Genomic DNA, 11,927 nt, shown 5'->3' with positions numbered 1-11,927 from the left:
ATATAAAATGGTAGATTTTACAGAAGAGGAATTAGAAGAGATAATATTTTCAATAGTAGCATATGCAGGAGAAGCTAAAGGATGTGCACATCAAGCACTAGCATTTGCTGAAGAGGGGAAATTTGAAGAAGCTGAAGAGTGTATGAAAGAGTGTGACGCAGCAGTTTTAAAAGCTCACCACGTACAAACAGATATGATTCAAAAAGAAGCGGGAGGACAAAAAATACCTTTATCAATAGTTTTCGTTCACGCTCAAGATCACTTAATGACAGCTTTATCAGAGAGAGAGTTAATTAAGAAAATGATTAAATTAAACAAAAGATTATTTGCTTTAGAAAGTAAGTAATAAAAAGTGAAACAAAAAACCCCTTGAAATTTCAAGGGGTTTTAATTTTATACTTATGCTAACCAAGCACCAAACATCCAGATATGTTTTTGATATAAAGCAGCTATATCAGTAACTAGAGTAAGAGTTTCTTGATCATCCTCTTTTTCAGCGATTCCCATAATAATGTTAGCTTCAGCTAAAAGAAGTTTGAAATCTTCTAACATTAATTTAACAGCTTCTTTAGCTGGATATGCTTTAGTTTCAGCTTCAGCTAAAACAGTATGTTTTAAATAGATTTCTAAAGATCCAAAAGGTCTGTGTCCGATCATTAAAATTCTCTCAGCAACAGAATCGATTTGTGCATCAATTTCACCCATTATACCATCAAGCATAGGATGTATAACGAAGAAGTGCTCTCCAGTTAAATTCCAGTGGAAGTTATGTACTTTAGTTTTAAATACATGTAAGTCTCCTACAAATTTGTTCATTTGAAATACTAGATCTTTATTTTCCATAAAAAATCCTCCTCTTGTTTAAAAAACCTTTAGTTTTTATTTTCTGACTTCACTTTCATTATTCGAGGATTTTATAAATTTCCTTTTAAGAAAATAAAAAAAAATTAAAAAGACATATTAATAAGAGTTGTACTTATCTTTTCAGAGATATCTTTCATAGCGATTATGATTTCATTTATATGAGATTCATTAGTATTGTTGCTAAAAAAAGGACAACTTAAAGCAGCTATAATTTTATTATTTTTATCATAAATAGGAATGGCTACGGCACTAATTGTATTTGAATGCTCCATGTTGTCAAATGCAATTTTTTTTATATTAACTTTAAAAAGTTCTTTTTTTAGAATATCTCTACTAGTTATTGTATTTTCAGTATATTTTGGCAAAGTTTCAGGAAGTAAAGAGTTCAATTTTTTTTCTGTTAGTTGACAGATTAAAATTTTACTTGCTGCACCTGCATGTAGAGGAAAGATTGCATTTTCTGGAACTGTAATTTTATAATAATCATTACTTTCAACAGAAGCAATGACTCTAATTTTGTTTTTATCAAAAACACTAACTTTAAATGTTTCCTTAAATTTTAAAGATAGTTCTTCTAAATATGGATATGAAACATTTTTTATTAAGTTATAATTTTTATTTTTATTTGAAAAGTAATCAAACTTATTTCCTAAAGTATAATCTTTTCCATTTTGATAGATATATCCCATTGTGACTAAAGTATAGATTAATCTATTTGTAGTAGCTTTAGGTATATTTAAATCTTTAGAGATTTCAGCTTGAGAAGCTTTCTCTTTTAAATAAAGATAGTTGAAAATTTTATCAATTTTTTCCATAGCTGGAACTAATTTTTTCATATTCTAATTCACCATTGTTGTAGTTTTTTGTACTTTTCCAAATCCTTTTTGATAAGTAGTTCTTTCTGTTGTTCCACTAGGATATCTTTTTTCTACAGTAACTTCAGGTCCAGATTCAGCATCTATAAATTCAACTATTTCATATATATTTTCGCCAGATTTCCAAGTTTTTCCAACTGTAAATGGTGCCTTTAAAACAACTTCACCTTTAGTTAAATTTAGATCATCTATATTTACATGAGTATCCTCACCAACATAGATTAGAGAGATTGAATCTCTATTAACTAGGTATACTCTTTCAACTCTTGTAGCTGTATCAGTAGTTTCCTCAATAATAAATCTTAAGCCATTTTTTCGAACTGTTTTACTAGTAGTTTTCGAACCAGCATTTTCAAATCCACCTTTATAAGTAAAATCTCCTGCTACAAAAAAATCAGAGACAACATATTCTTCTGTGTTGCTACATCCCATTAAAAAAAGTAAAAAACCAAAAACAAATAGATATTTTTTCATAAAATCTCCTCCTATAAAAAGAATATTTTCATTAGTATAAACTGATTATACCTTAAATATAAAAAATCTACTAGAAAAAAAGTTGAGTCTGTAACATATGTTACAGAAAAAAAATAACTATACTGATATAATCCACTTATGAATTAAAAAAGAGGGAGAGATATTAATGGAAAAAATACCGATGTTTTGTTTTCAATGTCAAGAAACAGCAGGAAATAAAGGCTGCTCAGTAGTGGGAGTTTGTGGAAAGAAACCAACTACATCAAATCTTCAAGATTTACTTATTTATACAGCAAAAGGTATATCTATTTTGAGAGAGAATTTATCTTTAGAAAGTAGATTAGAAAATAAAGAGTTGAATTCAGAGATTGACTATTATATAACAAACTCTTTATTTATAACGATAACAAATGCAAATTTTGATGATGAAATGATATCTAAGGAGATTTTAAAAGGATTAGAAATTAGAGATAAAGTAAAAACTCAATTGGATAATTTTGGATTAGATATAAAAAGATTAAAAAATCATGATGCAACAACATTTACAGTAAAAACAATAGAGGATATGAATAAAAAAGCTTTAACTATTGGGGTACTTTCAACTGAAAATGAAGATGTAAGATCTTTAAGAGAGGTTATAACTTATGGTTTAAAAGGTATGGCAGCATATTATGAGCACTCTGTAAATTTAGGATATGAGAAATCAGAAATAGTTATGTTTATAGAAAAAGCTTTAGTTTCAACTTTAGATGATTCAATCGAGTTAGGAGATTTAGTAGGATTAACTTTAGAAACAGGAAAATTTGGAGTAGATGTAATGGCGTTGCTAGATTCTGCTAATACAGGAAAATTTGGAAATCCAGAGATAACAGAGGTAAATATTGGAGTTAGAAATAATCCTGGAATTTTAATATCAGGTCATGACTTGAATGATATAGTTCAACTTTTAGAGCAAACAGAAGGAACAGGAGTAGATGTATATACTCACTCAGAGATGTTACCAGCTCACTATTATCCAGAGTTAAAAAAATATAAACATTTAGCTGGAAACTATGGAAATGCATGGTGGAAACAAAAAGAGGAGTTTGAAACATTTAATGGTCCTGTTGTATTTACAACAAACTGTATAGTACCTCCAAAAGCTGGGGCTTCATATGAAGGAAAAGTATTTACAACAAATGCAACTGGATTCCCAGGATGGAAAAGAGTTGAAGAAAAAGATGGAAAAAAAGATTTCTCAGAAGTTATAGCATTAGCTAAAACATGTAAAGCACCAACAGAGATTGAAACAGGAAAAATTATAGGTGGTTTTGCACATAATCAAGTATTTGCACTAGCTGATAAAGTTGTAGATGCAGTAAAATCAGGAGCTATTAGAAGATTCTATGTAATGGCAGGATGCGACGGAAGAATGAAATCAAGAGATTATTATACAGAGTTTGCAGCTAATTTACCAAAAGATACAGTTATTTTAACAGCAGGTTGTGCAAAATATAAATACAATAAATTAAATTTAGGGGATATTGGTGGAATTCCAAGAGTTTTAGATGCAGGACAATGTAATGATTCATACTCATTAGCATTAATAGCTTTAAAATTGAAAGAGGTATTCCAGTTAAATGATATAAATGAGTTACCAATTGCTTATAATATAGCTTGGTATGAGCAAAAAGCTGTAATAGTTTTACTAGCATTATTACACTTAGGAGTTAAAAATATCCATTTAGGACCAACAATTCCAGCATTTTTATCAGGAAATGTTTTAAAAGTTTTAATAGATAACTTTAATATTGGAACTATTTCAACAGTAGAAGAGGATTTAAAGAATTTCTAAAAAATGAAAATAAAAATGGTAAGAGATGAGTTTCTTACCATTTTTTTATATATTATCTTGAAACAGTTGAAATACCATTATTGATGATGTTATAAATTTCATCTTTTGAAACTAAGTTTGCATCACCTCTTACAGTGTGCTTATAAACAGATGCTGCAGTTGCAAAATCTACAATATCTTTAGGTGAATGGTTATTATAGATTCCAAAAAGAGCTCCAGCAGCGAAAGCATCTCCTCCACCAACTCTATCAACAATTTGGAAAGTATATCTAGGTGAAGCTATAAGTTCCCCCTCTTTAAAGATGAAACCAGTTAAAGAGTTTTCATTAACTGAGTGAGTTTCACGTTTTGTAGAAAGTAGATATTTTATATTTGGATATTTTTTTGTAATCTCTTTATAATATTCATTTAAATCAGAATGATCTCCTAACTTCATAATGTTTTTAGCATCTAGAATACCAGCAAAACAGATATCTATATATGGAAGATAACTTGTTAAAACAGGAGAAGCTTCATCTAAAGTCCAAAGTTTTCCTCTGTAGTTAAAATCAAAACTAATTAAAACTCCCATCTCTTTGGCTTTTTCCATAATTTTAATAGTAAGCTCTTTACAATTTTCAGAAAGAGCAGGTGTAATTCCAGAAAGGTGTAGTATTTTACAATCTTTTAGAATAGATTCTATTTGTAATTCGTTATAGTTTAAAGTAGAAAATGATGAGTATTTTCTATCATAAATAACTGATGATGCTCTAACACTTGTTCCAACTTCTAGGTAGTAAGTTCCAAGTCTTTCTCCACCAAGAACTATATTTTTTGTTTCAACTCCGTTAGCTTTTAAGTATCTAAAGATAGAATCGGAAAGTGGATTGTTAGGTAGTTTAGTAACATATTCAGATCCTATTCCAAAGTTTGCAAGAGAAACAGCTACGTTAGCTTCTCCACCACCATAGTCAGCTCTAAATGTATTACTTTGAATAAATCTATTATTATTTTCAGTGGAAAGACGTAACATAATCTCTCCAAGAGTTACGATTTTACTCATAATTAGATCTCCTCTCTAACCTTTTTAACTTTAGCTATGAAAGCTTTTGCAGTAGCAGTAATCTCTTCGCTAGGTCCAGTAGCTAACTTTCCACCAACACCGACAGCTACAACTCCGTTTTTAATCCATTGATCAACATTTTCTAAAGAAACTCCACCTGTAGGCATGATGTTAGCTTGAGGTAAAGGTGCTTTAACAGCTTTAATAAAGTCAGGTCCAAAAGCGCTTCCTGGGAAAAGTTTAATGATGTCACAACCTAATTCCATAGCTTTAATCATTTCAGTAATAGTCATACATCCTGGCATATATGGAATAGCATATCTGTTACAAAGTTTAGCAGTTTCAGCATCAAATCCAGGAGAAACGATATATTTTGCTCCAGCTAAAATAGCAAGTCTAGCAGTTTCTGTATCTAAAACAGTTCCTGCACCAATTATAAAATCATCTCCAGGGAACTCCTTAGAAAGTTCTCTAATAACCTCAGTTGCTCCAGGTACAGTATAAGTTACTTCAATTGCATTAACTCCACCAGCGATACAAGCATTAGAAACACGCTTAGCTTCCTCTAAATTCTCAGCTCTAACAACTGCAACAACACCAGTATTTATAATTCTATCTATAATTTCATGTTTTTTTAACATTTGTAAACCCCCTATATTTCTTTTATTAGTTGACTTAATTTTATAAAAATAGTGGTTTATAAACAATGTCAATTTCATAAAAAAATTCCATATATGAAACTAAAGGAAATAAGCCACTAAAAAGGTAGAAATATTTTGTGAAATATAGTAAAATGTAGGTAATACTCTATATAGGTTTTAAGGAGGAGAAATGCAAAATTATAATGAATTATTAGAAGCAAATTTAGAATGGGTTGAAAAAAGATTGGATTTAGACAAAGATTATTTTAAAAATCTTTCGAAGGGACAAAATCCACCATTTCTATATATAGGATGCTCAGATAGTAGAATGCCTATTGACACATTTACTCAAAGTGAACCTGGAAGTTTTTTTATTCATAGAAATATAGCTAATCAAGTATTTTCTAATGATATGAATTTTTTAGCAACTTTGGAGTATGCAGTTGAACAGTTAGAAGTGGAGCATATAATAGTTTCTGGTCACTACGAGTGCGGAGGAATTAAAACAGCTCATGATAAGTGCAGACACTCTTCAATAATATCAAGTTGGTTAATGCCAATAAAAAAGATAGAGGTAGAGCATAAAGAGGAGTTAGAAAATCTAGCAACTGAACAGGAGAGGTTAGATAGATTAACAGAGTTAAACGTATTAGAGCAACTTAAACATATATTTGAATTATCAGTTATAAGAAATAGAATTGAAAATGGAAAATATCCAAGAGTTCATGGATGGGTTTTAGATATTAGAAGTGGAAAGATAGTTGAAATAGAGATTCCAATAGAAGATTGGAAATCAAAAGGAATAATACCTAAAGAGTATCAAGTTTAATAAATAATCCTTTGTCTTTTAAAAATTTAAAAGATAGAGGATTTTATTATGTAGTAATAAATAAAATTTGTTTCATCTGTAGAATTTATTTAGTTTAAAAAATTTAAAAGATATAATATTTAGGAGGAAAAAAGTGGAAGTTAAGTCACAAAGTTTTGTGGAAGAAGTTTTAAATCACTTAGTTGACAAAAATATTTTTGTCAATTTTACAGTGGAGTTTTTATTTTTTATAATAAAGTTGATTATTTGTGTGACACTGTATTCTTTTGCTTTAAAATTGGTAAAAAAAATAGTTCCAATTTTTAAGAATAGTAAAAAAGAGAATGCAATAGATCAATCTCTTAGAAGTTTTATTAGATCAATTTTATATGTGGGATTACACGCTACGTTAATAACGATTTGCCTTTTGATTATGGGAGTAAAAGAGAGTAGTTTACTTGCATTCTTTGGAACATTGGGAATAGGTGTTGGTTTAGCATTAAAGGATAACCTATCAAACTTTGCAGGTGGAATAATTGTTTTGATATTTAAAACATATAAAGTTGGAGATGAAGTAAATATAGCTGGAGAGATGGGATATGTATACGATATTGATATTTTCTCTACTACAGTTAGAACTCATAATAATGATTTAGTAATAGTTCCAAATGGTTCTATTGTCTCAAATAAAGTAATAAACTATACAAAAACACCAATTAGAAGATTAAAATTTATAATAGGAGTATCTTACGATGCAGATTTAGATGTAGCTAGAGAGGCTTTAGAAAAACTTTTAAGAAGTAATCCTTTAGTTTTAACAGATCCTCCTGTATATAGCCATGTAGATGCCTATGCAGACAGTTCTATAAATATAGCTTTAAAAGGTTGGACGACAAATGAGCACTACTGGACAGTTTATAAGGAAACATTAAACGGAATTAAAGGTGCTTTAGATAGAGAGAATATAAGTATACCATTCCCACAAATGGATGTTCATTTAAATAATGTTGATAAATAAAAAAAGCTGAAGAGATTCAGCTTTTTTTTAAAATCTATATCCTAAAGAGAGAGTTACACTCTTTCTCTTTCCAAAACCAACTTCAGTTGTAAATTCAACTGATTTATTTATTTCACTTCTAAAACCAATAACATTGTTCCAAGGAGATGAAGTACTCTCTTTTACTTCAAATTTTCCATTTTTAACATTGATTCCAGGTGGAAGAATTCCAAGTGTATTGATATCTCCTTTTAAAGTTTGGGTAATATTTTGATACATAGTTCCAATCCAAATAGAGTTTTTAGTGTTATAAAAGTCAAAGTTATAACCAACTTTTGGAGAAACAACAAAAGCCGAGATATCTCCCTCAATAATATTTAAAGTAGTGTTAGTATAGTTGAAATCAACAAGAGAGAAGAAATTTTTATACCCTCCAGCTAAAACAGTTCCAACTCCATAAGTAGTTCCTTCATATCTTAAAGTAAAATCAACATCTTTAATAGGTATAGGAATAGGTTTTCCAGTTGGAAAGATAGATGGTAAAAAGAAAGTTCCATTAACATTAGCTGTAGAATGTCCTTTTGTTTTTCCTAAAATTCCATAAACATTTAAAAAAGGGAAAACCCAAATGTCAGCTTTAACCAGTTTATTTGTATTAACTGTTTTAGCTTTATCTGCATTAAGATTTAAACTTTTTCCAATATCTAATTTTCCAATGGTTCCTGTTAAGTTAATCTCTTTAATATCAACATCTTGTTTCATATCTACATATATAACATTTATTCCATAAGGATTTGGAAGTTCATACCCCATTTTACGAGCTTCGTCTCCAAGTAAAGGAAACATAGATTTATTATGTAAAGAATTATCAGAAGAGATAAGTAAAATACTATTAAAAATAAAAGTGATTAGCAATACTAAAGTTTTTTTCAAAAGAACCTCCTAAAATATATTTTAACGGAAAATTATATCATAAAAAGATAGATAAAGCTATTAGAAAAATAATAGAAAAGAAAAGCGTAAAGTATTTCTAATATTACTATATGTAACTATAAGTTATAATATTAAGTTATTAAAAATAAAAGGAGTTTGTGAAAATGAGAATTATAATACTTTTTATGATTGTAGGAAATATGTTATTTGCTAATTCAATTTTAGGATATTGGATGACTCAAGAGGGAAAAAATGGAAAGGAAGCCATTGTTTTAATAGAAAAGGAAAAAAATACATATATAGGAAAAATAAAGTATATAGCGACAGTTGATAAAAATTTTAATATAATAAGTTATACAAATAAAGATGAGATAATAGATTTTGAGTTAGTAAAAGATTTTCAAAAAGTTGATGATGTAACATACAAAAAGGGGCGAATAATAGATCCAAAAAGTTCAAGAGAATATTATGCCTCTGTAAAACTTGAAGGTAATAAATTTATATTAAAAGGTTCACTTGATCCTCATGGAATATTGGGAGCTAAGAGAGTTTGGAAAAAAATAGATAAAGAGTACATAAAAAAATATGGTGATGAAAAATTATGATGAATAAAAGAAAGTTATCTCCTAATGAGAGAATGTATCTAGCATTTGAAAAAAACTATAACTCTTTTGTAATAAATAGGATTGTAGAGGGAAGAGGGGATATAAAAATAGATGTTTTTCAAAAAGCAGTTAATAAAGTTAGTGAGATATATCCTGAAAGTAGATTTAAATTAAAAAATGGATTTTGGGTAGATTCAAAACTCTGTCCAAAAGTTATCAAGATTCAAAGAAAAGATGTGGGAAAAGATTTTAAAGAGTTAATGAAAAGAAAGATCGATTTAACTAAAGATGTAGCCTGTGAAATATACTATCTTAATGAATTTGATAAAATAACAATTATATTTCGAACTCACCATGGAGTGATGGATGGAAAAGGACAAGGAATTTGGATTGAAGCAATTTTTAAAGAGCTTAATAATTTAGAGGTTGAAAAGTTTTCTTCTAAAGTGAGAGACATAGATTTACTAAAAGATAGTGGAATTAAGAAAAATAGCGACATAGTAACAGTTGGAAAATATTCACCACTAAAAGATAGAGTATCTTATAAAATTACAGATCCAATCTCTAAAAAAATTGAGCTTGATGAAAAAATAAATAGTATAACAGCTAAATTAATAGGTGGTATTCAGAGTTTAAGTGAAGATTCTAAAAGTAGATTTATAATAACAAGAGATATAAGAGAAAAGTTTCCAGAAGAAAAATTAAATACTGGAAATCTATCACTACCCATGTATTTAGAAACTACAAGTGAAAATTGGCAAGAGATAAATAAAGATTTAATAAATACAATATTAAAAAATGAAGATATAGAATATTCACCAAAGGAGTATTTTATATTTGAGAATATTCCAATGGATATTTTAAGATTGGGATTAAAATATACAATTTTTAATTATAATAGGCAAGAAAAAACTGCAACAACAGCGGTAATATCAAATTTAGGTAGAATTGATTTACAAAATTATAAAACAAAATATTTTATACCAGAAAAAGTTTATGCACTACCAGTAATAACACCACTAGTTCCATTATCTTTTGTAATAACTGAGTTAGAGAATAAAACTATAATAACAGTTGGGTATTATGAAGATAACTATGAAGAGGAGAAATTAGAGGAGTATTTAGAAAAGTTAAAAGATACTCTTTTAAATAGAGTGAAAGTTGAGATTAAAGGTAATAAAGAGGTAAAAAAAGTTGATGTATTTAAAGATATTTTTAAAAAATCTGATCAAGAAGATATTTTAACTTTAGAGAATAATAAAGAAATAAGTTATAGAGATATATTTATTGGTGCTTCAAAAGTAGCTAATTATTTGAAAAAAATAGGAGTTAACAAGGGAGACAGAGTTTCTATATCAACAAAAAGAGACTCAAGTTATTTAATCTCTATATTAGCATGTATAAAAGTAGGAGCTGTATTTATACCAATAGATCCAGAGTACCCAAAAGAAAGAGTAGATTATATAAAGGAGAGCTCAGCAAGTAAGATATTGTTAGAATCTTTAGAGTTTATTTTAGAAGAAGATACTCTAAATAATCTAAATTTTAAAGAGTTTACAGAATATAAAAATGAAGATGTTATTTATACTATTTACACTTCAGGAAGCACAGGAAAGCCTAAAGGTGTAGAAATAACATATGGTACACTTTGTAACTATATATCTAACTGCATTGAAAAATATGGGATAACAGAGAAAAGTATATTTGGTTTTTTCACATCAATATCCTTTGATTTATCTATAACAGCGATTTTTACAACATTACTAGCAGGTGGGAAAATAGAGTTTTTCAATGAGAAAATTACACCAATAACTTTAAAAAATATTTTTGAAAATAGTAAAATGAATAGTGTAAAAATGACACCAACTCACTTGGAAATTATTTCAAAATATAATATAAAAAAAGATAGGTTTAAGTTAGTAATTGTAGGTGGAGAACAGTTAAAGGTAAGTACAGCTAAAAAAGCTCAAGATATTTTAGGTGATAGCTGTAAAATAGTTAATGAATATGGACCAACAGAAGCTACAGTGGGGTGTATATACCATATTTTTGATAAAAATAAAACTTATATAGGAGAGGGATTGCCAATAGGAAAACCTTTAGATAATATTGATCTGTATTTAGAGATTGATACCAATGAAAATATGGGAGAACTATTTATAGGTGGAGACTGTTTAGCAAAAGGATATTATAATAACTTAAAAGAGACTACAGATAAATTTATATACTTAGAAAATAAAAGATTTTATAAATCAGGAGATCTATGTAGAATAAATAAAGATAATGATTTGGAGTTTTTAGAAAGAAAAGATTTCCAAGTTAAAATTAGAGGTTATCGTATAGAGTTAGAAGAGATTGAAAAAAAGATAGAGGAATATCCATCAGTAGTAGGGTGTAGAGTTGTTCCTAACTCATCTAAAAATGCTTTGTTAGCATATTATATTGGAAAAATAGATCAAAAAGAACTTTTAAAAAATCTTAAAGAAAAGTTACCAGAATATATGATACCATATGCTTTCTTTGAAATTGATGAGTTTCCACTAAATTCTAATGGGAAATTAGATTTAAAAAAACTTAAAGAGTTAGGACAAAAAGATTTTAAAGATAATATAGATGAGGTGTCATTATCAAGTTTTGAAAAAAAGATTATCAAAATTTGGGAAGAGATATTAGAGATAAAAATAGATAAAAATAAAGTGAATTGGAATTTTTATGAATTAGGTGCAGACTCTTTGAGTATAGTTAGATTTATAAATGAGATAGAACCTTTTATAAATAAAGAGGGAGTAGAAAAAATTCTATTAAATCCAAACTTAGAAACAATAAGTAAGTATAAAAAATAAAATCCCCCTAG

12 protein-coding genes are annotated in these 11,927 nt (G+C 28.2%); 6 read left to right on the top strand and 6 right to left on the bottom strand.

The genetic code is table 11. The features are described from left to right. Positions 1-7: 7 nt before the first annotated feature. On the top strand, positions 8-346 hold the full coding sequence (locus H5J23_RS02105; protein WP_023052112.1) for a PTS lactose/cellobiose transporter subunit IIA: 339 nt from the start codon (positions 8-10) through the stop codon (positions 344-346). Between the two features lie 53 nt (positions 347-399). Here the strand turns inward: H5J23_RS02105 and H5J23_RS02100 are convergent, their stop codons facing one another. The 3 genes from H5J23_RS02100 to H5J23_RS02090 all read right to left on the bottom strand — a co-directional run bounded on the left by H5J23_RS02100 (position 400) and on the right by H5J23_RS02090 (position 2,213). After that, on the bottom strand, positions 400-843 hold the full coding sequence (locus H5J23_RS02100; protein WP_023052111.1) for a DNA starvation/stationary phase protection protein: 444 nt from the start codon (positions 841-843) through the stop codon (positions 400-402). A gap of 104 nt (positions 844-947) precedes the next feature. After that, positions 948-1,700, bottom strand: coding sequence for an IclR family transcriptional regulator (locus tag H5J23_RS02095; protein WP_185890805.1), 753 nt, complete (start codon positions 1,698-1,700; stop codon positions 948-950). 3 nt (positions 1,701-1,703) lie between these two features. Then, positions 1,704-2,213, bottom strand: coding sequence for a hypothetical protein (locus H5J23_RS02090; protein ID WP_023052109.1), 510 nt, complete (start codon positions 2,211-2,213; stop codon positions 1,704-1,706). 166 nt (positions 2,214-2,379) lie between these two features. Between H5J23_RS02090 and hcp the strand changes: the two genes are divergently transcribed. Then, positions 2,380-4,047, top strand: coding sequence for a hydroxylamine reductase (hcp, locus tag H5J23_RS02085; RefSeq protein WP_221892778.1), 1,668 nt, complete (start codon positions 2,380-2,382; stop codon positions 4,045-4,047). Between the two features lie 52 nt (positions 4,048-4,099). On the opposite strand, the gene H5J23_RS02080 is transcribed toward hcp, so the two are convergent. After that, positions 4,100-5,089, bottom strand: a complete 990-nt coding sequence (locus tag H5J23_RS02080) for a sugar kinase (RefSeq protein ID WP_185890803.1) — start codon at positions 5,087-5,089, stop codon at positions 4,100-4,102. Between the two features lie 2 nt (positions 5,090-5,091). Next, complete coding sequence (locus H5J23_RS02075) at positions 5,092-5,730, bottom strand: bifunctional 2-keto-4-hydroxyglutarate aldolase/2-keto-3-deoxy-6-phosphogluconate aldolase (RefSeq protein ID WP_185890801.1); 639 nt, start codon at positions 5,728-5,730, stop codon at positions 5,092-5,094. A 190-nt stretch (positions 5,731-5,920) separates the two neighbouring features. On the opposite strand from H5J23_RS02075, the gene H5J23_RS02070 reads away from it, so the two are divergent. Together H5J23_RS02070 and H5J23_RS02065 are read left to right on the top strand one after the other, a co-directional pair. Continuing rightward, the gene (locus tag H5J23_RS02070; RefSeq protein WP_023052105.1) at positions 5,921-6,559 is read left to right on the top strand and encodes a carbonic anhydrase; all 639 of its coding nucleotides are present in this window, start codon (positions 5,921-5,923) and stop codon (positions 6,557-6,559) included. Between the two features lie 133 nt (positions 6,560-6,692). Beyond that, positions 6,693-7,556 carry a mechanosensitive ion channel family protein gene (locus H5J23_RS02065; protein WP_185890800.1) on the top strand — a complete coding sequence of 288 codons (864 nt, stop codon included), beginning with the start codon at positions 6,693-6,695 and terminating at the stop codon, positions 7,554-7,556. Between the two features lie 27 nt (positions 7,557-7,583). On the opposite strand, the gene H5J23_RS02060 is transcribed toward H5J23_RS02065, so the two are convergent. Then, positions 7,584-8,468 carry a hypothetical protein gene (locus H5J23_RS02060; RefSeq protein WP_051364127.1) on the bottom strand — a complete coding sequence of 295 codons (885 nt, stop codon included), beginning with the start codon at positions 8,466-8,468 and terminating at the stop codon, positions 7,584-7,586. A 164-nt stretch (positions 8,469-8,632) separates the two neighbouring features. Between H5J23_RS02060 and H5J23_RS02055 the strand changes: the two genes are divergently transcribed. Together H5J23_RS02055 and H5J23_RS02050 are read left to right on the top strand one after the other, a co-directional pair. Beyond that, positions 8,633-9,073 (top strand): DUF2147 domain-containing protein, encoded by a 441-nt coding sequence (locus H5J23_RS02055; protein ID WP_023052102.1) that lies wholly within the window; start codon positions 8,633-8,635, stop codon positions 9,071-9,073. After that, a complete protein-coding gene (locus tag H5J23_RS02050; protein WP_023052101.1) occupies positions 9,070-11,916 on the top strand; it encodes a non-ribosomal peptide synthetase in 2,847 nt (948 codons plus the stop codon). Before H5J23_RS02055 ends, H5J23_RS02050 begins: the two co-directional genes overlap by 4 nt. The last annotated feature ends 11 nt before the right edge of the window (positions 11,917-11,927 follow it).

The sequence above is a fragment of the Cetobacterium sp. 2G large genome (assembly GCF_014250655.1).
In the GTDB taxonomy this organism is placed as follows: Bacteria; Fusobacteriota; Fusobacteriia; order Fusobacteriales; family Fusobacteriaceae; genus Cetobacterium_A; species Cetobacterium_A somerae.
This window is presented reverse-complemented; position numbering and strand designations above follow the sequence as displayed.

Bases quoted from the DNA above. Each gene is read 5' to 3' on its own strand.
- H5J23_RS02105 (WP_023052112.1), top strand. From the start codon at position 8: ATGGTAGATTTTACAGAAGAGGAATTAGAAGAGATAATATTTTCAATA.
- H5J23_RS02100 (WP_023052111.1), bottom strand. From the start codon at position 843: ATGGAAAATAAAGATCTAGTATTTCAAATGAACAAATTTGTAGGAGAC.
- H5J23_RS02095 (WP_185890805.1), bottom strand. From the start codon at position 1,700: ATGAAAAAATTAGTTCCAGCTATGGAAAAAATTGATAAAATTTTCAAC.
- H5J23_RS02090 (WP_023052109.1), bottom strand. From the start codon at position 2,213: ATGAAAAAATATCTATTTGTTTTTGGTTTTTTACTTTTTTTAATGGGA.
- hcp (WP_221892778.1), top strand. From the start codon at position 2,380: ATGGAAAAAATACCGATGTTTTGTTTTCAATGTCAAGAAACAGCAGGA.
- H5J23_RS02080 (WP_185890803.1), bottom strand. From the start codon at position 5,089: ATGAGTAAAATCGTAACTCTTGGAGAGATTATGTTACGTCTTTCCACT.
- H5J23_RS02075 (WP_185890801.1), bottom strand. From the start codon at position 5,730: ATGTTAAAAAAACATGAAATTATAGATAGAATTATAAATACTGGTGTT.
- H5J23_RS02070 (WP_023052105.1), top strand. From the start codon at position 5,921: ATGCAAAATTATAATGAATTATTAGAAGCAAATTTAGAATGGGTTGAA.
- H5J23_RS02055 (WP_023052102.1), top strand. From the start codon at position 8,633: ATGAGAATTATAATACTTTTTATGATTGTAGGAAATATGTTATTTGCT.
- H5J23_RS02050 (WP_023052101.1), top strand. From the start codon at position 9,070: ATGATGAATAAAAGAAAGTTATCTCCTAATGAGAGAATGTATCTAGCA.